Here is a 21,554-nt window from a genome sequence, read left to right as displayed (position 1 = left end):
TTCCCCTCATTTTCTTAACTTACGATAATCTAAATCTCCTCGCTCTAATGCGTGCATCAACATTTCAGCACTTGCCATATTCGTTGCAAGTGGAATCGCATATACATCACATAAACGAAGCAATGCATTCACATCCGGTTCATGCGGCTGTGCTGTTAATGGATCGCGGAAGAAAATCACCATATCTAAATCGTTTTTTGCAATCATTGCACCAATTTCTTGATCTCCACCAAGAGGGCCAGATTGATATCTTGTTACAACTAATCCAGTCGCTTCCATAATACGAAGCCCTGTCGTTCCTGTTGCAAATAATTCATGTTGCTCAAAAATTGGTTTATATGCGTATGCAAACGAAACCATATCATTTTTCTTTTTGTCATGTGCGATTAAGGCAATTTTCATCCGTTGTCTCCCCTTTAGTCGATAATATTTTCTAAACCGTACACAAGATGATCAAGGTTCATTACTGTCTCGATTGATAGTTTTACACCTGACATAAATGATGCACGATTGAATGAATCATGACGAACTGTTAACATTTGTCCATCTCCACCAAACATTACTTCTTGGTGTGCAATAAGCCCTGGCAAACGTACACTATGAATGTGAATACCGTCTACATTTGCACCACGTGCACCTGCTAGTTGCTCTACTTCATTTGGATGACCTTGCTGCTTTGATTCACGATTTTGACGAATTAATTCTACCGTTTTTACAGCTGTACCAGATGGTGCGTCTAATTTTTGATCATGATGTAATTCAATTACCTCAACATCTTGGAAATATTTCGCTGCCATTTGTGAGAATTTCATCATAAGAACTGCACCAATTGCAAAGTTTGGAGCAATAATTGTTCCTACTGCTTTTTCTTTTGCATTCTCTGTTAAACGTGCCAATTCTTCTTCTGTAAATCCAGTTGTACCAATAACAGAACGAAGTCCACGCTCAACTGCAAGTGTAACGTGTTGTTTCCCAACTTCTGGTGTTGTTAAATCTAACAACACATCTGCTTCTACTTCATCTAAACAAGTATGTAAATCAGCGTAAATCGGTGCATGTAATGCTGGCATGCCAGGTAAATCAGAAATCTTCTCACCACCATGCTTATAATCCACTGCTGCTACTAAATTAAAATGTTCCGTTCTTTCCATAAGAAGGACTGCTTCATGTCCCATACGTCCTCTTGGTCCGGCGATAATTACTTTAATTTCTTTCATTATTCTTTCTCTCCCTCATCAATACGTGTCCAGCGATCTTTATCACGTGTATTAAATTTATTCATTACAATGTTATGTGCTGTCTCTAAATCAATATTTAAACTATTTGCCATACAAATCATAACAAATAATACATCTCCAAGCTCTTCTTCAATACTTCTTTCTTTTTCAGTTGTTTTCTTCGGTTTCTCACCATAATAATGATTTACCTCTCTCGCAAGCTCTCCCATTTCTTCCGTTAAACGAGCCATCATTGCAAGCGGACTGAAATAACCTTCTTTAAACTGACCAATATATGCATCTACTTCTTTCTGCATATCTTTCATCGTTTTTGCTTCCATACTATTCACCTCTAATCCTTCCTCTTTCATGTTAGCCAATTCATCGCGATTTGACAAATATTATTCCCCGCCAAACACCTATTTGCGACCCTTTTTTGGATAGACTATAATAAAGTGAAACTTTCTTTTGCGCTTTTTGCAAAAGATTAGTTGAACCAATCGGGTTCCTACGGCTGGTTCGCCTTTCTTCAGAGCTTTATCTCCTACCAGCCGTTGGAACGGGGTAAAGTGAAACTTTCTTTTGCGCTTTTTGCAAAAGATTAGCCCATACTAATCGAGTTCTTACTATTTTCACTAGCAACTAGAAATTACTTATTATTATGTTTTACCGTTTCAGCGGAGCAATGTAATCATTACATAATTAGGGGGATTTCTATATGACATCAAAATTGAAGATGCGAAATATTATTTTTATTTTAATCGGTTCCGCTATATTTTCTTTCGGTATTGTCAATATCAATATTGAAAACCACCTTGCAGAAGGTGGGTTTACTGGTATTACACTATTATTGTATTTTTTATTTAAGTTTGATCCTTCCTACTCAAACTTAATTTTAAATATCCCTATATTTTTTATTGGTTGGAGGTTACTTGGCAGAACGACATTTTTATATACATTAATCGGCACATTTAGCGTATCTTTATTTCTATGGATTTTCCAGCGTTACGAAGTGCTCAACTTACATTTAAACTTGCAAAATGATATGACACTCGCAGCTTTATTCGCCGGAGCATTTATCGGTATCGGCCTTGGGATAATATTTAAATATGGCGGGACTACTGGCGGTGTAGATATTATCGCACGACTAGCTCACAAATATGTTGGCTGGAGTATGGGTAAAACGATGTTTATGTTCGATGCTGTCGTTATCGTCGTCTCTATTCTTACCTATTTATCATACCGCGAGGGTATGTATACGTTAGTTGCTGTTTTTATCGGGGCTAAAGTCATTGATTTTATGCAAGAAGGAGCCTATGCCGCCAAAGGAGCGACTATTATCTCAGAGAAAAACGATGAAATTGCTGCTAAGATTTTATCTGAGATGGAGCGCGGAGCAACCTTTTTAAAAGCTGTTGGATCGTATACAAAAGTGGAACGGAACGTATTGTATTGCGTTGTTGCTAAAAATGAAATCGTGAAATTAAAAAATATTATTACTTCTGTAGATCCTCATGCATTTGTTGCAGTAAGTGACGTACATGATGTAGTTGGTGAAGGATTTACGTTAGATGAAAATAAAAACCCTTTACATAATTAAATGTAACTAGAAAAGCGCCTTAGCTTTTCTAGTTTTTTATTACAAGTCTTTTAAGCTTCTCCAAATCCTCATAAATAAGCTCCAATAAACTCCGATTATAAAAAATGGAAGCTGGATGAAAAGTTGGAAAAACATGATATTCATTCTCTGACCATGTAAACTCTGCACTTTGCATATCCTTTAATTTTTGAATGGGCTGTTTTAATAATTGCCCGTGTACATCTGTGATTTTTTTATTTTTTCCTGTTAAACGTTGAAGACCAATATTTCCAAGTGTGACGATAAGCCTCGGATCTATTTTCTCTAATTCATAATCTAACAAAGGCGCATGGGCAACTATTTCTCCTTGATTTGGCGTTCTATTATACTTTTTTTGTATGCTTTCACCATTTCGTTCTTTTTTCTCTCGCCATTTATAAGGTCTACTCCGAACAGCGCTCGTAATATATACTTCTTCCCTCGTAACGTGAATACGCTCTAAAAAATCCATTAATTGTTTTCCCGACCTCCCGCTAAACGGAATCCCATTATGAATTTCTGTTTCACCAGGCGCTTCTCCTAACAACATAAATTTGGGATTTTCAGGACCTTGTCCACTTAAAAAACCTTCTAGTTGATAAGGAGCACTACGCTCTTTCACTTGTTTTACTAAATGGTCTGGATATTTCATTTCCCCCACCGCCTTTCCGCATTACTTCTATTATTTCTATTTGTAATACATTATATAATTCAATCCACACAACAAAAAAAGACTATCAAAATTGATAGTCTTTAGTCGTCGCTACGCTGCATACCAGTATACATTAATACGAGACGTAATAATTCAAATACCGCTACAGCTGCAGCTGCTACATATGTTAATGCTGCTGCATTTAATACTTTACGAGCTTGGCCATATTCATCTGTTGATACGATACCTAACGCTTCAATTTGTTGCATTGCACGCTTTGAAGCATCGAACTCAACTGGTAATGTAACAAGTTGGAACACAACACCTGCAGCCATTAAAATAATTCCTAATAACAATAGTTTCGACATTGTCGCAAATATACCAATCATAATAAATACCCATGATATATTCGATCCAAAATTCGCCACAGGAACTAACGAATGACGAATACGCATAAAGTTATAATCTTGCGCATCTTGAATTGCGTGTCCTACTTCATGTGCTGCCACTGCTGTACCAGCAACTGAATGTCCATAATAGTTATCTGTTGATAATCGAACCGTCTTGGCCGTTGGATCATAATGGTCTGATAAATGACCTGGTGTTTCTTCCACAGCTACATTGTATAATCCATTTTCATCTAAAATTTTTCGAGCCACTTCCGCTCCTGTCATACCTGATGTTGAATAAACTTGTGAATACTTGCTATAGGCACTTCGTACTCTTGACTGTGCATACAACGGTATGATCATTATGATCGCGAAGTAAATTAAATAAAACATCATGAACCTCCATTGAAGTTTTAATTATAGTACTTCTCATTCTATTTTCTTCTGCCACTATTGTCAATGAATAAACCTTACAATCCATATCTTTACTTATTACATTATCTATTTTTAGAATGCACATTACTTTTTCTTTTTTCTCTCTCTCCTTTATACTTTCTCCATCCAACATAAGTTAATGTGAATAAAATAAGTCCCCCAGTAATTGTCATAAACCAAATGAGAGAAGGTGCAATTTCATCCTTTTTTACTGTGTGAAATATCTTTTGCAAATCCCCTTTAATAATCCCTAATTGCATTTGGCCACCTTTCGTTTTTAACATAACGTTACGAAATTCATCCAAATAAGATAAATGAACATTTACACGCTGTACCTCGTTTTCTGGCAAAGCAATCATTAAACTTGGATAAATAATATTGAATTCATTTAAAAATGTATTTAATGTTTGTTGAAATTGCCCAGCATCTTCTTTTTCCATCGCTTTTTCCATTTGAGAAAAGGCATCCATTACTTTCCTTTCTCTTTCCATCCAAAGTGGTTGATATTTCGATACTTGTGCATCAACAGCAAGTTGTAATGCCAACACATTATCCATTTTAGCTTGCTTACCTAAACCTTCTTCAGAGAGCGATTGCTGCGCCTTGTCGTAAGCTAAAGAAATAACTCTAACTTGATCTGGTGTTACTTCATGCTTCTTTTCATTCCCCTTCATTAAAAATTGCTCTGAGAAAAGTTGTAATACTTGTACCGCTTTTTCATCTTCATTACGCTTCACTAACTGTAACGAGTCGTCTAACAACCCTGTTAGCTCATTCCACTCTTCAGCATATATACGTAACGGAAACATTATAATTAGAAATGCTATCAATCCAATTAATGTTCTCTTCATCCCGGTCCCCCCTATAACTACTAGTACAAAATATGTTAATTGGGACAAGAATAGAACAGAACTGAACCGAAAAATATATTATCGTTTTACAAAGAAAAAATTCTCTTTAAGCAGAGAATTTTTTCTTTGACATCCTTTTCTTTTTTACGAAATATCTATATAAGCTATAACAAAGTATACTACCACCTAAAATGAATAATAAAATAGCACACGCAGCATGCATAAAGAACTCCTCTGGTAGCATTAATATAACTGGATCCGTTTCAATATCAAACATCCAATAATCATTACTGAATAAAAGCTTATGGAATAATACAAAGCTCTTTTCAAAATTAATAGCGATTGGTAACATAAGCGCTATCGGAAAAATGATTGTTAAAATTGATCCGTGCAGTAAAAACTTTTCATTTTTCTTTTTTAATAAATAAATTCCCCCTATCACTGCAATCATAATTGTCGCATACATCACATATTGAATCTTTACTAAAATATTTTTAACATCTACAAAATGAATACGGCCATTTGTAGACATATCTAATGTTGGCAAATGTAATGCTCCGTCATAAAACGGGGATAAATATGTAATAAGCACATCGTAATTTCTTTTAATTTCATCCTTCGTCATATCCGCTAAATCAGGAATATTTAAAAAATCAATTTCAAAATAATACAGCCATTTTCCATACACAACTGCCGTTGTTGCGAGTGCAAAAATAGAAAATGCTATGCTATATGAAACAACTAAAGTAATCAATCGATCCAATATTTTTGTACCACTCTTATTTTTCTCCATGTTCTCCCCCTAAATGTTCTAACCATCATAAAGAAAATTGTTTCCTGTGCTCACGTAAGCAACAATAATATGTAATACATAGTACAGCAACGCTTAACCAAAACGTAAAATAACCAATTTCCTCTACAAACAAATGCATAATTCCATATCGTGGCATTTGCCAAAATAAATAATCAATTGCATCGTTATGCAACGTCCACACACCCGCTACTATAAAATGCCATTTTTTTATACGGTAAAATGGAGCATATAAAACACCTTGCACTGCCATCGCAAAGTGCGAAAGCATTAACATGTAGCCCATAAGGCCAATAGGACCTTTTACGTAAATCATAATCGCATTTACAACAACAGCCCAAATACCATATTTTATTAAAGTAACAATCGCTAGCGCTTCTATTAATCCCCAGTTTCTCTTTGTCAAAAAAGCAATTAAAACAAAGACAAAAAAGAGACTCGCCATAGGACTATCTGGTACAAACGGCCAAAATATAGGTGACGTTTCTTTCAGTTGATTTCCGTACCATATAAACCCGTAAATTGTACCTAATATGTTAACAACCAATAAAAATAATAATACCGAGCGTTGTCTTAACATTGCATACAAGTACACCAATCTGTATGTCCAACACCTTTCAAGCAAAGTAATTCATTCACTAAATCCTACTCTATTATAACAAACTTCATCCAACTAAATAGAAAAGCTGACTACAAATTTTGTAGTCAGCTTTTTATTATTTTTTATTATACTTTGCAACGAATTCCGAAAGCTTCTTCAGTTCCTCATCTGTACCTTTAAATACACCTTTAGGCATGGAACCTTTTCCATCTTTCGCAATTTTAGCAATTTCTTCTGGCTTTAAAGTTAAGTTTTGCAGTGCTGGTGCTGCCGCCCCGCCCTGTAAGTTGTCACCATGACATGTTAAACAAGTATTTTTTTGCATTAATTTATAGCCATCATCATTTTTATCAACTGGCGCGGTTTTTACAATTGCTCCTTGTTTCTTTGCAGCTTCCCAGTCGTGGTGTGCTACAGATTCCCAAGTTAAAAAGATAATCGATGCAATTGCTAAAAGCATAAATCCAGTTGCTACAGGACGCTTCAATGGACGTCTTTCTGGACCTCGATCAAGAAATGGAGCTAACAGTAATGCACCAAACGCAATCCCTGGCATAATAAACGCTCCAATTACAGTAAATGAACCGGAAGCATAAGAATACTTTAATAACTGATACAAGAATAAGAAATACCAATCTGGAAGTGGTATATATCCAGCATCTGTTGGATCCGCCATTCTCTCAAGCGGCGACGGATGCGCCACTGTTAAACATAAATAACCGATTAAAAAAACTGCACCAACCATCCATTCTTTTAACAAGAAGTTCGGCCAAAATGCTTCTGTTTTCCCTGGGTATTCAGAATAGTCTTTTGGAATATTTGGTTTCCGAGCTACCGGTACCCGAGAATCTCCTACAAACTTCATCCCTTTGCCGCGATGCATAATCTCCCTCCTTTAGTTCTTTCCCCTTTAATTTAGCAATCTCTTATAGTGGACCGGAAATACCTTGTTTGCGAATCATGATGAAGTGGAAGGCCATTAAACCTAGAAGTGCTGCTGGTAAGAAGAAGACGTGAATAGCAAAGAAGCGAGTTAATGTTTGAGCGCCAACAATTTCGGAATGACCAGCGAGTAATGTTTTAATATAAGGACCAATGAGCGGTGTTTGCTCTGCAATTTGAATCCCTACTTTTGTAGCAAATAAAGCTTTCATATCCCACGGTAATAAATATCCGGTAAAACCAAGACCTAACATAACAAAGAAAATAAGAACACCAACAATCCAGTTTAACTCACGGGGCTTTTTATACGCACCTTGGAAGAAAACTCTGAGTGTATGTAAAAACATCATTACAATTACGAGACTAGCACCCCAGTGGTGCATACCACGAACAATTTGCCCATAAGCAACTTCATTTTGTAAATAGTAAACTGATTCCCAAGCATTTTTAATATCAGGCACATAATACATCGTCAAAAACATTCCAGATAAAATTTGAATTACAGTAACGAAAAAGGTAAGTCCTCCAAAGCAATAGACGAATGCAGAAAAGTGATGTGCCGGGTTTACATGTTCAGGTACTTCATGATCAGCGATATCACGCCATATCGGTGTAATATCTAATCTTTCATCTACCCAATCATAAATTTTATTTAACATCTACTTTGCACCCCCTCTTGGCTTCGCTTTTCCTAGATACAGCGTTCCATCTTTCACTTTAGACTCGTACACATCCAGCGGAGCAAGGGGTGGCGTACCTTTAATGTTCATCCCATCTTTTGTATAACGACCCCCGTGACATGGACAAAAGAATTGATTCGGATGTGCTTTGTCCGAATTCCAGTTAACTGTACATCCTAAATGTTTACATACTGGAGAGAACGCAACAATGTCTCCGCTTTCATCTTTATGAACCCAAGCCGATTTTGGTTCTTCAGACTTGTACCAACCATCAACCTGTTTCACTTTAAAATCGAAACGCTTCGGCTCTGTTGTAATATCCTTTACTTGCGCAACAGCAACCATATCTGTTCCGGCTTCTTTTCTTAACACCGGATCAAGCGCAAATCGCGTCATCGGCATTAAAATACCGGCAGCCATAAAGCCTCCTACCCCTGTGAGTGTGTAATTTAAAAATTGTCTTCTTGACACGCGATGTTCTTTCTCGCTCACGAAAATTTCCCCCCTCTATCAGAAATTGTCCCCTCGTGATAAATTATATAAAAAATAAAAACTAGGACACTATCATGATATAATACGCTCATGCACAGGTCAATATCATACTACTCATAATAATAAGAACTTTCTGTTTATTGCGAGTTTCCCCACTTCTCTTCCAACATCACCATTATATTTTTTATATGTGCATGAATAACTTCTCTTTTTGCTTGATCACTAAATTGTTCTAATGCTAATGAAGGAAACCAAAATAAATCTCCCTGTAACTCTTGCATATCCTCTTTCCATGAAAAATCACTTGTAACATAAGCAATATGCTTAAAACCTTCGCTTCGTAAATGATTTGTCCATTCTTGCAAACGACCTTTTTCATTCTTTTGACTTTCTACCAAATACGTAAACGCAGGTAGTAAAAGCACTCTTCCTTTATACTCTCTTTCCAATTCCGTGCTCAACAATTCGATAAATTCACCTTGTTCTACAACCATTTTCATTTCTTGTGCTGCCGAAATTGATAAAAGCGGTATTACTCCTGTATCAACATACTCTCTTGCTTGTTCAAACTGTTCCACATCTTTTACACTCCACTTCAAATTCCTTCCCTCCTTCACTTGTAAATGACAGAACTTTCACTTTATATATATTAAACCATACTAAAAGAGGTAAAAAAAGAAAAACTACCCAATATAGGTAGTTTTTCTTGGTGAAAGTCTGAAATTTGTAAAAATTTATTAATCCAAATAAATTCTATAAAGTCTTTAACTCGGCCGTTAATCTATGAAACGCTTCCTTATCTTGCTTATCTAACGCTTCATCAATTTGTTTCAAAAGGCGTTCTCTCCTAAATGAAAATACACTTTCTTCCAAAAACCTTTCTGCAAGTAAACGATCTTTTTCATTTACTTCAATATGCTTTGGTAGATATGGGTTTTCTTCTAATACAGCTACATAATTCGCATTTTGAAACGATGATTTAAAGTTGAGTTGAATATAAATATCTTCATCTCGATTTAAACGAATATCATGAAACGATTTTTCAGCATCTGTTGTCATAACATTTTGTTTAAAAAAGTGAAACGGTGTGTCTTTCACACAATTCGCTGACATCACTAAGCCACGCGGACAATATTTTGCATGCTCTACGAAGTGGACTTTATGCATCAATTGGTCGTGACTCATTAAATAATTCAGAATCCATACACATTCACGCTGTTTCAGTTGGTAATTATTCAAAAACCATTTTACAAAATCCTTCTTCTCGTTTACAGAAACAGGGGTATTCATAGCAATTAAGTCCCTCCTCTGTCTTTCTCTTTTCTTTTTAGATTCAAGAAGCGGCATTCAGTTTCCTTCCAACTTATGAAAAATCCTCTAAATTATATAACAACTCTTCAATATGAATTTGTGTCGGGTCTAGTTGTAATAACTGGGTAAATACTTCTTTCGCCTCTTTTCGCTTTCCTTCTTCCAATAAGAAATAACCGTATTCTTCTAAGAAGTCTGGATGATTCTTAAAAGAAGTATATGCACTTTCATAGTGTTTTAATGCATCCGAATACATTTCTAATTGTTTTTTTGCATACGCAAGGTCCCAAAGTAGTTGTGTATCTGGTTCTCCACTATCAATAGCACGCTCTACAATTGCAATTAACTCTTCGTACTTTTCTTGTCCTTTTAAGATATACGCATATTTTAATGTTGCGCCTAAATGCCCTGGGTCTAACTCAAGTGCTTTTTGAAGAACTTCCTCTGCTTCTACTATTTTTCCTAATTTCGCCGCAATGTTCGCTAACTCTACATAAAACGGAACTGAAAGCTCATCTACTTTAATTCCTTCATGAAGCGTTTCATAGCTTTCTTGAAGCATTCCTTCTTTTTCATAGCTTTTCGCTAAATACATGTACAGTGATGCGTACTCAGGGTCTAATTCTTTTAGTTCTTGCCAAGCACCGATTGCTCTCTGATATTCTTCACCTTGGTATAATGTGAAGGCATATCCAAATAATGAGTGAATATCTTTTTGTTCCTCTAGGCCTGCTTCATAATAAGAAATCGCCTCTTCCCAGTTTCCAATCGCACTTAACGTTTCTGCAAGGCGAAGTGCGATCACAACACCACCCATTACTTTATGTTCAGCTAATAGCGATTCATAATAAGTAATTGCCTTTTGTTCTTCACCTTTACTACTATATAATTCTGCTAACCCAAACGTAATAACAGGTTCATCAGGCATCATTTCTTTCGCCTTTAATAGTTTTTGCTCTGCTACATCATCAAAACCTTGCATTTGGAATAAATCTGCAACAAGTAATAACGATTGAACATATAAATCGTCATTTTCTGGAATATCATGAAGTACTTCAATCGCTTCATCTTCTTTATCTAGATCAATATATAATTCTGCTAAAAATACAGTGAATTCACTTTCTTCCGGATACAGTAAACGTAAGTCTTCAGTAATCGCTAATGCCTCATCTGTAAATCCAAGTGTATGATAGTAACGAGCGATATCATACTTCTCTTCATCATTTGCAATTTTTAATTGTTCTTTTAATAATTGTAATCCTTTTTCCGCTTCACCATTTTCAATATATGAAACAGCTTGTTCAAACTTTTGCATAAACGTCTCCTTTAATTCTAAAAAATATTCTCTTCTGTTCATTTACCCCGCTATTAACGGGCAGTAAGACCCCCACCTCAAAATTCAGCTAAGGCAAAGAAGTTAGTTTGGGGATCAACTGCCCGTAAAAGCCCGATTGGTTCAACTAATAATCAGCGGGGGATAAACATCCCCCCACTGATTAAAGTTTCACTTTATCATAAGCAACTCACTGTTAGAACGCAACCTTTAGAATGAGCATGCTTCTTCTTATACTTCTTCTTACAGAGTAGGTAATTGTTCAAAAGGTTCGGATATGACACCGATACCTTATCATCATCTTCTATTGTACCGCTTTCTTTTATGACCGTGCAAATAACTTCTCTCACTAATTATCAAGCCATACAAACCGTGATTTACAGAACAACTTAATTACCAGTCTTCAACCTTTATTTTTAATACGATAAAAAAGGCTCCTATAATAGGAGCCTTCACAATCTCTTAAGAATATGTTTCTTCTTTCTGTACTTGCTCATTTACAAGCTCTTTCAGCAACTCTATAATTTCATCATTTTCTTCTTTCAAACCGACAGTAATACGAATACCATCATCGATACCAAATGCAGCACCAGAACGAACGATATATCCTTTTTTCATTAATCGTTCGAAAGCTTCATTACCTGGTATACCAAGTTTTAAGAAAATGAAATTTGTTTGAGATGGATAATAGAATACGTTATATTCTTTACAAAATGCATAATACTGATTTAGACCTTCAGCATTCTTTTTCACACAATCTTGTAAAAAGGCTTGATCTTCTAATGCAGCGAGTGCTACAGATTGCGCTACAGTTGATGTATTGAATGGTAACCTCGCTACTTCTAGCTGTCCGATTAACTTCGCATCCCCAATCGCATATCCGATACGAAAAGCAGCTAAACCATATGCTTTTGAAAACGTGCGTAAAACCATAAGATTTTCATACTTTTCAAGAAGTGGCAATGTTTGCGGATAGTCTTCTGCTTCCGCGTATTCATAATATGCTTCGTCCATAATAACGAGAGCCGACTTAGGAACTGATTCTAAAAATGAAAGTAATTTTTGTTTCTCAACATATGTACCTGTCGGATTATTCGGATTACAAATCCATACAATTTTCGTTTTATCATCTACTTGCTCTAGCATTGCATCTAAATCGTGAATACCGTCTTTAAGTGATACTTCACGAACTTCTGCTCCTTCAATAACAGCATGGTGATGATATTGTGAAAACGTAGGATTCGCCATTACAACGTTTGTTCCTTCATGTAGTAACGCTCGGCTAATCATTTGAATGACTTCATCTAATCCACTACCAAATAGTAGTTGTTCTGCTTTTACACCTAAATGTTCCGCTACTTTTGTCCGAAGTTCAAAGGCATATCCATCTGGATAAAGGGCATATTGGCTCGCTAAAGAAGTTAATGCTTCTGTCACACGCGCTGAGCAACCGAATGGATTTTCGTTCGATGCTAATTTCACAATTTTCGATAATCCATATTCCCTTTTTACTTCTTCAATGTTTTTCCCAGGCACATACGCTCTCAAAGTTAACAATTGCTCTTTCACTCTCATTTTTCTTCCCCCAGTCATTTCATTCAATTTGATTACAATACAGTTATAGCCCCTTACTGTAATCTTTTATCATAACCGTCACTATTACGAGAATACCTCTAAATGAGCACTTCACAACACTTCGCTATCATTTTAAACCATATCTTTTTGAAATGCCTCTAACGCAATATGAACAGTCTCATCTGAAATAGATACGACATTCACTACCCCATATTCCTGCATAAGCACCATATGAATTGCTCCTGCATTTGCTTTCTTATCTTGTTTCATCAATTGAACGAGGCGCTCTACATTCAAATCTCTTGGCATTTTTGGATAGCCGTATTTCAAGAACCACTGCTTCATATCTTCATAAGCAAGATCAACCTTGTACACTTGCTCACTTAAAAATATGGCGAATAACATTCCAACCGCTACGCCGTCACCGTGAGTAATATTCCCATACCCTAGCTCTTTTTCAAGAGCATGTCCTAACGTATGTCCAAAGTTCAAATGGGCACGTACACCCTTCTCTGTTTCATCTTGTGACACAACATTTGCCTTTATAGGAATCGCCTTCGTTAATATATGGATTAACTTCTCATCACGAAGATCCGCTAATGTTTGCACTTCTTCTTTTAACCAATGATATAGCTCCACATCACCAATAAGAGCATGCTTTATCACCTCTGCATAACCTGAACGCCACTCTTTTTCAGGAAGAGACTGTAAAAACGGTGTATGATATACAACCGCTTCTGGCTGATGGAATGCACCAATCATATTTTTACCTAACGGATGATTAATCGCTACTTTCCCACCTACTGCGCTATCGTGCGCTAATAAAGTCGTCGGAACCTGCACAAAGCGAATACCCCGCATAAAAGATGCAGCAACAAAACCAGCTAAATCTCCAATCATTCCGCCTCCAAGTGCAAGAATTAAAGAATTTCTATCTAATTTATTTTCAAGAGCTGACGTATGAGCCGCATAGAAATTTTCGAAAGACTTCTCTTTTTCGCCACTTGGTACAACAAACGAAAACACGTCCTGCTCCACTTGTAATGCATCGATAACTGTCTGTAAATGTAGTGATGCAACAGCTTCATCTGAAATGATCATTACGTTAGATACAGCTGGCTGCATATTTTGAACGATCATTGTTAAGTTTGACAACGCTTCTTTACCAACATGTACATCATATTCTTTTGATTTCGTTTGAATATGTATGTTTCCCATTAAAATCCCCTCGCATATTCATTATGTTTCTCAATATTTTCACGAATTAGTTCCATACGATCTAATCCGAATTGTTCTATTAAAGCTGTTGCTAATTCCCAAGCCACAACCGCTTCTGCAACGACACTAGCTGCTGGCACTGCACAACTATCTGAACGTTCAATGCTCGCTGTAAAAGGCTCTTTCGTATCAATATCTACACTTTGAAGAGGTTTATAAAGTGTAGGTATCGGTTTCATCACACCGCGCACAACAATTGGCATTCCAGTCGTCATACCGCCTTCTAATCCACCTGCATTATTTGTTCTTCTTGTATATCCATGCTCCTCATTCCATAGAATTTCATCATGAACTTCACTTCCCGGTCTATGCGCTGCTTCAAAACCAATTCCAATCTCGACACCTTTAAAAGCATTAATACTCATAATTGCAGCTGCTAATTTCGCATCCAGTTTTCGATCATAATGCACGTAGCTACCTACTCCAATTGGCATTCCTTCCACAATTACTTCAACGATTCCACCAATTGAATCACCATTTGCTTTCGCATCATCAATCGCTTTCATCATTTGGTTACCAGCTTCGTCATCTAAGCAACGTACAGGAGATGCTTCTGTAATACTCTTTAATTCTTCAATTGAACTATACGTAACCTCCTTAGCTTGTACACCGCCAATTTCAATTACATGGCCCGCCACTTTAATACCAAGTTCTGCTAACACCTTTTTAGCAACCGCACCAGCAGCAACACGCACCGTCGTTTCGCGCGCTGACGAACGTTCCAGTACATTCCTCATATCTCTATGACCATATTTAATTGCACCATTTAAATCAGCATGCCCAGGCCTTGGTTTTGTCACTTTCCTTTTTATCTCTTTTTCTTCCTGCTCAGTTAAAGGCTCTGCCCCCATAATTTTTGTCCAATGGGCAAAATCACGATTTTCAACAACGAGTGCAATAGGGGAACCTAATGTTTCTCCATGTCTAACACCACTTAAAATTTGCACTTGATCCGTTTCAATTTGCATGCGTCTACCACGCCCATATCCCTTTTGCCTTCTAGCTAACTCTTCGTTTATATCATCCGCTACTAAAGACAATCCTGCTGGAACACCTTCTATAATTGTTGTAAGTTGCGGACCATGAGATTCACCAGCCGTAATATATCGCATACGTTATTCCTCTTTTCGTATATGTATTTATCTCACTATATTAACTTTTATCATTCTAAAAATATTAAAGAAATTATATCATAAATCGACCATTTTCTTATTCTATATTTCCGATAGGCCTAATTTAAATATCAATATATCATAACAGCTCAAACTTCGTAACTAATTGAAAATAAAAAAAGTGCAAGAAGAATACCCCTATTCTCCTTGCACTTTTTACTATTATCACAGTGATTAAAGCGTTTACAAATTATTTCAAAATAATTAGTAAATCCATTCATTCATTAATTTTGAGTAGTCAACTAATTCTTCTTCTTTAAAGAAAATAGCAATCTCGCGCTCTGCGCTTTCTAAAGAATCAGAACCATGAATAATATTTTTCGCAACAGTTACACCGAAATCTCCACGAATTGTTCCAGGAGCTGCTTCATGTGGTCTTGTTTTCCCCATCATGTTACGCGCTGTATCTACTACACCTTCACCTTGCCATACCATTGCGAATACAGGTCCAGATGTAATAAAGTCTACTAACTCACCAAAGAAAGGTTTTTCCTTATGCTCAGCGTAGTGTTGTCCAGCAATTTCCGGAGTGACTTGCATTAATTTTGCACCAACTAATTGAAATCCTTTTTTCTCAAAACGAGCTACAATTTCCCCAATGAAGGCACGTTGTACACCGTCTGGTTTTACCATTAGAAATGTTTTTTCCATAAAAAATCTCTCCACTTCTGAATTATGTATGTAATTGTATATCCCCACACACATATTATCACCCTTATCACAATTGTGCAATAGTTTTGAAATAGAGAGATTATTTTATTTTTTAGAATAAACATTAAAATTTTCGTTTTCCAATATACTTTGCAACATTTTGTAATGCATACTTTGCTTTTCCACGTGGGAGTGGTTTTATTATTTCTAAAGCTTTATGTAAATAACGTTCACTAAACGCAAATGCTTGATCAATTGCTGGACTATTTTTTACAGCATCAATAATTTCTTGCATTTCACTTACTGTTGTATTTTCATGTACAGATGTGATTTTTTGACGAAGTACTGGATCTTCCATCGCATATAAAGCAGGGAGCGTTATGTTTCCTTGTAATAAATCTCCACCAGCAGGTTTTCCAAGTTTCTCTTCTGTGGAAACGAAGTCTAAAATGTCATCAATAATTTGATAAGACATTCCTACAAAATACCCATACCAAAATAGACGATTTACTGTATCACGATTAGCACCAGCAGCAATCGCTCCCAATTGACAACTCGCGGCAATTAATAATGCTGTTTTTCGCTTTATTCTTCTTAAATACGTTCTTAAATTTTGGTCATAATTGTATTTATCTTTAATTTGTTCAATTTCACCTTTACAGACTTCTAAAATAGTATGTGATAACGCTTGATGCGCCTCTGGGATTTCGATATTTGTTATACATTCAAGAGACTTAGCGAACAAATAGTCCCCTGTATACATCGCAATACGATCTCCCCATTTCGCATTCACAGTCGCACTGCCGCGTCGTAAAAATGCAGCATCAATAACATCATCGTGAACAAGAGAAGCCATATGAATAAGCTCTAACGCAACAGCAACATGCTTAATCGCATCTAACTTATAATCTCCAAATTTCCCTGCAAGCAACACAAATACAGGACGAATTCGCTTCCCACCAGCTTCAATAAGTTGTAATGCTGCCTCTTCTACTAATGGCTGTTCAGAAGCAACTGTCTTTTTTAATTCTTTTTCTATCACATTAATATCCGATCGTAAAAAAGAGTACATAAGTTGTAACTTCATATTGTTCACCTTAACCTAAAACTTCTTTTTTCTTTTTTCTATTTTGATTCTGGTTTAATACCTAAATGCATCGCTGCTACCCCAAAAGTAAATGGTTTCACTTGCACACGTTCAAGTCCAGCTTGCTCAAACATTTGGGCCAATTCTTTCATCCCTGGGAATGCACTAGCAGATTCTTGAAGCCATGAATATTCTTTATAACTTTTCGCAAACATCTTTCCAAATAACGGCATGATATATTTAAAGTATAAAATATACCCTTGTCGAAAACCAATCATTGTTGGTTGAGATGTTTCTAAACAGATTACTTTTCCACCTGGTTTTACTACACGCGTCATTTCTTTTAATACGTGCATATAATCCGGTACGTTACGTAAACCAAACCCAATTGTTACATAATCAAACGTATTATCTTCAAATGGAAGCTCCATTGCATTCCCATGTAGAAGTTCTACTTGTTTTAATTGTAACGCCTCTACCTTTTGCTTACCGACAGATAACATATTTTCACTGAAGTCTAAGCCAACAACCTTTCCTTGCTCACCTACCGCTCCAGCTAGCGCAATTGTCCAATCTGCGGTTCCGCAGCATACATCAAGCGCTTTACTGCCAGGTTGTACATCCATAATTCGCATCGTTTCTTTACGCCACGCTTTATGTCTTTGAAAACTAATTACAGAATTCATCACATCGTATTTATCAGAAATCTTTTCAAATACGTCATGTACTCTTTCTTCTTTTGATTGTTGCATGCTCGTACCTTCTTCCAATGTAAAATTGCTTATGTCTTCTATTTATCCCTTAACACAGAATTTATTTCATTTACGTCTGTGTGATTTTCTAAAAATTGTTTTTCTTTCTTTCTCAATTCCATCATCCAACCATTAATCACTACTTCTGCTTTATCCCCTAAAGCATCTTGCACCGCTTGAAAAACAGGTGAATGTTGTTTATCAGCATACAATTGAATTTCTTTTTGAAGGCGATTTCCACCTAATACGTATGTGATAAATGGCTTCCAATGTGATAAATGAAAATGATCACATGTTTTTTGAAGGAGCGCAGACTCAATCGTTACTACGCTTTTCATTATGTCATCCGTCGTTTCATGCGCTTTTTGGTATAACATAATTTTGTGTTCATTTATCTCTTTAATTCCTTCAGCAAGTGCACGAATTAAAACAATATCACGATTCATAGACAATAAATAATAATATAGTCCACTATAGTAATCGCCTGCAAGTACTGTTAATTGACGACATTTATGGAATTCAATCTCTTCCTCGCCTGCTTTATTTGATACCCTTTCATGCGTATCAAGCGCAATTTGTACAAGCATAATTGTTACTACGTAATGCTCAATTTGTTCTATATGTAAGTTTGCACTCTTTAAAGCACCATATAACAATGCTATCTTTTCTTCATCAATAAATGGTTCTTCAATATAGTTTATAAAATAAGGATGGCGTAATTTCTCCATCAATTTCTCTTTTATACCCGCATACCCTCCGTAGATGTCACACACAAAAAATCACCCTTGTTTTCTAATTCATAAAACTTATTATAACACATACACTCTATTTTCTATAACCAAAACTTGGCTACACCTACCATTCATGTAAGCAATCTTTCTAATCTCACTCTGTCTAGCTAAAACTATATCATTTATTTACTAAAAAAAAAAAGAAAAGCAGTTTCCCGCTTTTCTTTACTTCGCTTTAATAAACGATAAAATTTCACTGCGCGCTGCAGCATCATTTTCAAGCACACCACGCACTGCTGTCGTTACTGTTTTCGCACCTGGTTTTTTCACACCACGCATCGTCATACACATATGTTCTGCTTCTACTACTACCATTACACCATGAGGCTCTAGTACTTCCATAATAGAGTTCGCTACTGTTGATGTAATACGTTCTTGCAGTTGTGGACGACGTGCAATTGTATCTACAGTACGAGCTAATTTACTTAACCCTGTCACCTTTCCACCTTGCGGAATATATGCAACGTGAGCAACTCCATAGAATGGAACTAAATGATGCTCACACATCGAATAAAATGGGATATCTTTTACTAGTACAAGCTCTTCGTGATCTTCTCCGAATACTTTATGCAAATGCTCTTTCGGATCTTCATGCATACCTGAGAACACTTCTGCGTACATTTTTGCAACACGCTTTGGCGTATCAAGTACTCCCTCACGATTTGGATCATCCCCAATCGCCTCTAAAATAAGGCGTACTGCATGTTCAATTTGTTCTAAATTAACTTTTGCCATCCGCTAGCCCTCCCGAAAACCTAAAAGTGATACGAACACATTCTAGCATATTTATGTTTTTAAAAGCAAAAAGAAGAGTTCCCAAAAAGGAAACTCTTCTTCCCTGTTAATATGTAAGGATTATTTAACCGCATCTTTTAACGCTTTACCAGGTTTGAATGCAGGTACTTTACTTGCAGCGATTTCAATCTCCTCACCTGTTTGTGGGTTACGACCTTTACGAGCCGCACGCTCACGAACTTCGAAGTTACCGAATCCGATCAGTTGTACTTTATCACCTTGTTTTAAAGCTTCTAAGATAGAATCAAAAACAGCGTCTACTGCTTTTGTTGCGTCCTTTTTAGAAAGGGAACTTGCTTCTGCAACAGCATTGATTAAATCTGTCTTGTTCATGCCATTCACCTCCTCCCAAAGATAAGACTGTATAATGATCATAAAATGAGTCTTACTTTCATTTGTAGGCAATTTTTACAAATTCTATACTACAAAGATGTAGATAAATCATTATCAACGCCTATATTATACGATTCTCCTTTATAATTCAATATTTTTAAGGAAATTGTTACTCTGAAAATGTGAAAATCTGATGAAACTTGACAATTTACAACAATGTATTAGATAATGACTGTTTATTTTTCTATTTTATAATCGGAAAAACAAAAAATCCCTCTACAGTGAGAGGGATTTTTCTTATAGTATAATCGCAATTAATCCGCCAGATCCTTCATTAATAATTCTTTCTAGCGTTTCTTTTAATTTATATCTAGCATTTTCTGGCATTAAAGATAATTTCGCCTGAATTCCTTCTCGAACAATCGAGCTAAGCGAACGTCCAAATATATCAGAATTCCAAATTGATAACGGATCATCTTCAAAATCTTGCATTAAATAACGAACTAATTCTTCACTTTGCTTTTCAGTACCAATGATCGGCTCAAACGTTGACTCTACATCTACTTTAATCATATGAATAGATGGCGCTACCGCTTTTAACTTCACACCAAACCTTGAACCATGACGAATAATTTCTGGCTCATCTAAGCTCATATCCGCTAGCGCAGGGGCTGCTACACCATATCCTGTTTGCTTAACCATACGCAATGCATCTGCCACTTGGTCATATTCTATTTTCGCATGAGATAAATCGAGCATAAGCTTCAATAAATGATCTTTCCCTCGAATTTCTACTCCTACTACTTCTTTTAAAATCTGATCATATAATTCATCTGGCGCATATAAATCAATCTCCGCCACACCTTGCCCCATATCAATGCCAGCTAGGCTCGCTCGATCAATAAATTCATATTGACTAAACTGCCAAACAACGCGATCCACATCACGAAGACGTTTTATATCCTTCACAGTTTCTTGAACTGCTTCTTGATAACTTTGACGCAACCAATGCCCTTCATTTAGCACCATTACCCAGCTCGGAAGGTTCACATTCACTTCTAATACAGGGAATTCAAATAGCGCTTCACGAAGTACATTATATACATCTGTTTCTCTTAAACTCTCCACACTCATTGCAATAACCGGGATATCATATTCTTCTGATAAACTTTGGCGTAATTGCTCTGTATCTGGATGATACGGCTGTACCGTATTAATTATCATAATGAAAGGTTTTCCTACTTCTTTCAACTCATTTACAACGCGTTCTTCTGCCTCTATATAATCTCTTCTTGGAATTTCACCAATTGTTCCATCTGTTGTAATTACAACACCAATTGTTGAATGTTCTTGAATTACTTTACGCGTGCCGATTTCTGCAGCTTCATGGAATGGAATAGGTTCTTCATACCAAGGGGTATTAATCATGCGTGGGCCATTCTCATCTTCATAGCCCTTCGCTCCTGGAACCGTATATCCAACACAATCTACTAATCGAATGTTCACTTCAAGTCCTTCATCTACTTCGATAGAAACCGCTTGGTTTGGAACAAACTTCGGTTCCGTCGTCATAATTGTACGACCAGCAGCACTTTGAGGCAATTCATCCTGCGCTCTTTGACGGTCAGACTCATTCTCAATATTTGGAATAACTACAAGTTCCATAAATTTTTTAATGAATGTTGATTTCCCTGTTCGAACAGCTCCTACAACTCCAAAATAAATATCACCGCCTGTTCGTTCTGCAATATCTTTAAAAATATCTACCTTTTCCAAGTGATTCCCTCC

The 21,554-nt window shown here is 36.4% G+C and carries 25 protein-coding genes; 1 reads left to right on the top strand and 24 read right to left on the bottom strand.

The genetic code is table 11. The features are described from left to right. Positions 1 to 6: 6 nt before the first annotated feature. The 3 genes from mgsA to AC1Q51_RS21335 are packed head-to-tail and all read right to left on the bottom strand — an operon-like array spanning position 7 to position 1,558. Complete coding sequence (gene mgsA / locus AC1Q51_RS21345; RefSeq protein ID WP_000684765.1) at positions 7 to 402, bottom strand: methylglyoxal synthase; 396 nt, start codon at positions 400 to 402, stop codon at positions 7 to 9. A gap of 14 nt (positions 403 to 416) precedes the next feature. Beyond that, complete coding sequence (gene dapB / locus AC1Q51_RS21340) at positions 417 to 1,217, bottom strand: dihydrodipicolinate reductase (RefSeq protein WP_000658810.1); 801 nt, start codon at positions 1,215 to 1,217, stop codon at positions 417 to 419. Next, entirely contained in the window at positions 1,217 to 1,558 is a 342-nt protein-coding gene (locus AC1Q51_RS21335; RefSeq protein ID WP_002108639.1) for a nucleotide pyrophosphohydrolase, read from the bottom strand. Before AC1Q51_RS21335 ends, dapB begins: the two co-directional genes overlap by 1 nt. 377 nt (positions 1,559 to 1,935) lie before the next feature. Here AC1Q51_RS21335 and AC1Q51_RS21330 point away from each other — a divergent pair, with 377 nt between their 5' ends. Then, entirely contained in the window at positions 1,936 to 2,817 is an 882-nt protein-coding gene (locus AC1Q51_RS21330) for a YitT family protein (RefSeq protein ID WP_000202121.1), read from the top strand. A 28-nt stretch (positions 2,818 to 2,845) separates the two neighbouring features. On the opposite strand, the gene AC1Q51_RS21325 is transcribed toward AC1Q51_RS21330, so the two are convergent. The 21 genes from AC1Q51_RS21325 to spoIVA form a co-directional block, all read right to left on the bottom strand. After that, positions 2,846 to 3,487, bottom strand: a complete 642-nt coding sequence (locus AC1Q51_RS21325) for a uracil-DNA glycosylase (RefSeq protein WP_098329457.1) — start codon at positions 3,485 to 3,487, stop codon at positions 2,846 to 2,848. Positions 3,488 to 3,588: 101 nt separating this feature from the next. Beyond that, on the bottom strand, positions 3,589 to 4,272 hold the full coding sequence (locus AC1Q51_RS21320; protein ID WP_011109966.1) for a zinc metallopeptidase: 684 nt from the start codon (positions 4,270 to 4,272) through the stop codon (positions 3,589 to 3,591). Positions 4,273 to 4,373: 101 nt separating this feature from the next. Next, a complete protein-coding gene (ypjB, locus tag AC1Q51_RS21315) occupies positions 4,374 to 5,162 on the bottom strand; it encodes a sporulation protein YpjB (RefSeq protein WP_000831589.1) in 789 nt (262 codons plus the stop codon). 106 nt (positions 5,163 to 5,268) lie between these two features. Continuing rightward, positions 5,269 to 5,955 (bottom strand): lipoprotein intramolecular transacylase Lit, encoded by a 687-nt coding sequence (gene lit, locus AC1Q51_RS21310; protein WP_000414374.1) that lies wholly within the window; start codon positions 5,953 to 5,955, stop codon positions 5,269 to 5,271. A 25-nt stretch (positions 5,956 to 5,980) separates the two neighbouring features. Beyond that, the gene (gene lhaT, locus AC1Q51_RS21305) at positions 5,981 to 6,571 is read right to left on the bottom strand and encodes a lipoprotein heptaprenylglyceryl N-acetyltransferase LhaT (RefSeq protein WP_000262838.1); all 591 of its coding nucleotides are present in this window, start codon (positions 6,569 to 6,571) and stop codon (positions 5,981 to 5,983) included. 118 nt (positions 6,572 to 6,689) lie between these two features. Then, positions 6,690 to 7,457 carry a menaquinol-cytochrome c reductase cytochrome b/c subunit gene (gene qcrC, locus AC1Q51_RS21300; protein ID WP_000554601.1) on the bottom strand — a complete coding sequence of 256 codons (768 nt, stop codon included), beginning with the start codon at positions 7,455 to 7,457 and terminating at the stop codon, positions 6,690 to 6,692. 43 nt (positions 7,458 to 7,500) lie between these two features. Beyond that, the gene (qcrB, locus tag AC1Q51_RS21295) at positions 7,501 to 8,175 is read right to left on the bottom strand and encodes a menaquinol-cytochrome c reductase cytochrome b subunit (RefSeq protein ID WP_000932700.1); all 675 of its coding nucleotides are present in this window, start codon (positions 8,173 to 8,175) and stop codon (positions 7,501 to 7,503) included. Then, positions 8,176 to 8,688: a menaquinol-cytochrome c reductase iron-sulfur subunit gene (gene qcrA, locus AC1Q51_RS21290; RefSeq protein ID WP_001290420.1), complete on the bottom strand. Its 513-nt coding sequence runs from the start codon at positions 8,686 to 8,688 to the stop codon at positions 8,176 to 8,178. It abuts the gene before it with no gap. Between the two features lie 137 nt (positions 8,689 to 8,825). Then, entirely contained in the window at positions 8,826 to 9,287 is a 462-nt protein-coding gene (locus AC1Q51_RS21285) for a YpiF family protein (protein ID WP_000872171.1), read from the bottom strand. A gap of 154 nt (positions 9,288 to 9,441) precedes the next feature. Next, positions 9,442 to 9,978: a ReoY family proteolytic degradation factor gene (locus AC1Q51_RS21280; protein WP_001095925.1), complete on the bottom strand. Its 537-nt coding sequence runs from the start codon at positions 9,976 to 9,978 to the stop codon at positions 9,442 to 9,444. A gap of 73 nt (positions 9,979 to 10,051) precedes the next feature. After that, the gene (locus AC1Q51_RS21275; protein WP_001168673.1) at positions 10,052 to 11,314 is read right to left on the bottom strand and encodes a tetratricopeptide repeat protein; all 1,263 of its coding nucleotides are present in this window, start codon (positions 11,312 to 11,314) and stop codon (positions 10,052 to 10,054) included. A gap of 480 nt (positions 11,315 to 11,794) precedes the next feature. Then, complete coding sequence (gene hisC, locus AC1Q51_RS21270) at positions 11,795 to 12,907, bottom strand: histidinol-phosphate transaminase (RefSeq protein WP_001264022.1); 1,113 nt, start codon at positions 12,905 to 12,907, stop codon at positions 11,795 to 11,797. Positions 12,908 to 13,039: 132 nt separating this feature from the next. Then, positions 13,040 to 14,125 (bottom strand): 3-dehydroquinate synthase, encoded by a 1,086-nt coding sequence (gene aroB, locus AC1Q51_RS21265; protein ID WP_098509110.1) that lies wholly within the window; start codon positions 14,123 to 14,125, stop codon positions 13,040 to 13,042. Then, positions 14,125 to 15,297, bottom strand: a complete 1,173-nt coding sequence (aroC, locus tag AC1Q51_RS21260; RefSeq protein ID WP_001269379.1) for a chorismate synthase — start codon at positions 15,295 to 15,297, stop codon at positions 14,125 to 14,127. Before aroC ends, aroB begins: the two co-directional genes overlap by 1 nt. Before the next feature lie 264 nt (positions 15,298 to 15,561). Then, positions 15,562 to 16,008, bottom strand: coding sequence for a nucleoside-diphosphate kinase (gene ndk, locus AC1Q51_RS21255; protein WP_000415883.1), 447 nt, complete (start codon positions 16,006 to 16,008; stop codon positions 15,562 to 15,564). Positions 16,009 to 16,132: 124 nt separating this feature from the next. Next, positions 16,133 to 17,095, bottom strand: coding sequence for a heptaprenyl diphosphate synthase component II (gene hepT / locus AC1Q51_RS21250; RefSeq protein ID WP_327946986.1), 963 nt, complete (start codon positions 17,093 to 17,095; stop codon positions 16,133 to 16,135). A gap of 38 nt (positions 17,096 to 17,133) precedes the next feature. Continuing rightward, entirely contained in the window at positions 17,134 to 17,847 is a 714-nt protein-coding gene (gene menG / locus AC1Q51_RS21245) for a 2-heptaprenyl-1,4-naphthoquinone methyltransferase (RefSeq protein ID WP_001187668.1), read from the bottom strand. A 38-nt stretch (positions 17,848 to 17,885) separates the two neighbouring features. Continuing rightward, a complete protein-coding gene (locus tag AC1Q51_RS21240) occupies positions 17,886 to 18,620 on the bottom strand; it encodes a heptaprenyl diphosphate synthase component 1 (protein ID WP_053564889.1) in 735 nt (244 codons plus the stop codon). 183 nt (positions 18,621 to 18,803) lie between these two features. Beyond that, the gene (gene folE / locus AC1Q51_RS21235; RefSeq protein ID WP_001151481.1) at positions 18,804 to 19,373 is read right to left on the bottom strand and encodes a GTP cyclohydrolase I FolE; all 570 of its coding nucleotides are present in this window, start codon (positions 19,371 to 19,373) and stop codon (positions 18,804 to 18,806) included. A 120-nt stretch (positions 19,374 to 19,493) separates the two neighbouring features. Continuing rightward, positions 19,494 to 19,766: an HU family DNA-binding protein gene (locus tag AC1Q51_RS21230; RefSeq protein WP_001043860.1), complete on the bottom strand. Its 273-nt coding sequence runs from the start codon at positions 19,764 to 19,766 to the stop codon at positions 19,494 to 19,496. Between the two features lie 297 nt (positions 19,767 to 20,063). Continuing rightward, positions 20,064 to 21,542 carry a stage IV sporulation protein A gene (gene spoIVA / locus AC1Q51_RS21225; RefSeq protein WP_000416519.1) on the bottom strand — a complete coding sequence of 493 codons (1,479 nt, stop codon included), beginning with the start codon at positions 21,540 to 21,542 and terminating at the stop codon, positions 20,064 to 20,066. Positions 21,543 to 21,554 lie beyond the last annotated feature (12 nt).

This window comes from Bacillus sp. MT94, assembly GCF_058792475.1.
Note: the sequence above shows the minus strand (reverse complement) of the source record. Positions and strands in the feature narration are given on the sequence as shown.

Excerpts from the sequence above, each read along its gene's own strand:
- AC1Q51_RS21330 (WP_000202121.1), top strand. The coding sequence starts at position 1,936 with ATGACATCAAAATTGAAGATGCGAAATATTATTTTTATTTTAATCGGT.
- qcrB (WP_000932700.1), bottom strand. The coding sequence starts at position 8,175 with ATGTTAAATAAAATTTATGATTGGGTAGATGAAAGATTAGATATTACA.
- lit (WP_000414374.1), bottom strand. The coding sequence starts at position 5,955 with ATGGAGAAAAATAAGAGTGGTACAAAAATATTGGATCGATTGATTACT.
- menG (WP_001187668.1), bottom strand. The coding sequence starts at position 17,847 with ATGCAACAATCAAAAGAAGAAAGAGTACATGACGTATTTGAAAAGATT.
- qcrC (WP_000554601.1), bottom strand. The coding sequence starts at position 7,457 with ATGCATCGCGGCAAAGGGATGAAGTTTGTAGGAGATTCTCGGGTACCG.
- dapB (WP_000658810.1), bottom strand. The coding sequence starts at position 1,217 with ATGAAAGAAATTAAAGTAATTATCGCCGGACCAAGAGGACGTATGGGA.
- aroB (WP_098509110.1), bottom strand. The coding sequence starts at position 14,125 with ATGGGAAACATACATATTCAAACGAAATCAAAAGAATATGATGTACAT.
- AC1Q51_RS21335 (WP_002108639.1), bottom strand. The coding sequence starts at position 1,558 with ATGGAAGCAAAAACGATGAAAGATATGCAGAAAGAAGTAGATGCATAT.
- AC1Q51_RS21275 (WP_001168673.1), bottom strand. The coding sequence starts at position 11,314 with ATGCAAAAGTTTGAACAAGCTGTTTCATATATTGAAAATGGTGAAGCG.
- AC1Q51_RS21320 (WP_011109966.1), bottom strand. The coding sequence starts at position 4,272 with ATGATGTTTTATTTAATTTACTTCGCGATCATAATGATCATACCGTTG.
- AC1Q51_RS21325 (WP_098329457.1), bottom strand. The coding sequence starts at position 3,487 with ATGAAATATCCAGACCATTTAGTAAAACAAGTGAAAGAGCGTAGTGCT.
- aroC (WP_001269379.1), bottom strand. The coding sequence starts at position 15,297 with ATGCGATATATTACGGCTGGTGAATCTCATGGTCCGCAACTTACAACA.
- hisC (WP_001264022.1), bottom strand. The coding sequence starts at position 12,907 with ATGAGAGTGAAAGAGCAATTGTTAACTTTGAGAGCGTATGTGCCTGGG.
- ndk (WP_000415883.1), bottom strand. The coding sequence starts at position 16,008 with ATGGAAAAAACATTTCTAATGGTAAAACCAGACGGTGTACAACGTGCC.
- AC1Q51_RS21230 (WP_001043860.1), bottom strand. The coding sequence starts at position 19,766 with ATGAACAAGACAGATTTAATCAATGCTGTTGCAGAAGCAAGTTCCCTT.
- hepT (WP_327946986.1), bottom strand. The coding sequence starts at position 17,095 with ATGAAGTTACAACTTATGTACTCTTTTTTACGATCGGATATTAATGTG.
- AC1Q51_RS21280 (WP_001095925.1), bottom strand. The coding sequence starts at position 9,978 with ATGAATACCCCTGTTTCTGTAAACGAGAAGAAGGATTTTGTAAAATGG.
- mgsA (WP_000684765.1), bottom strand. The coding sequence starts at position 402 with ATGAAAATTGCCTTAATCGCACATGACAAAAAGAAAAATGATATGGTT.
- folE (WP_001151481.1), bottom strand. The coding sequence starts at position 19,373 with ATGGCAAAAGTTAATTTAGAACAAATTGAACATGCAGTACGCCTTATT.
- ypjB (WP_000831589.1), bottom strand. The coding sequence starts at position 5,162 with ATGAAGAGAACATTAATTGGATTGATAGCATTTCTAATTATAATGTTT.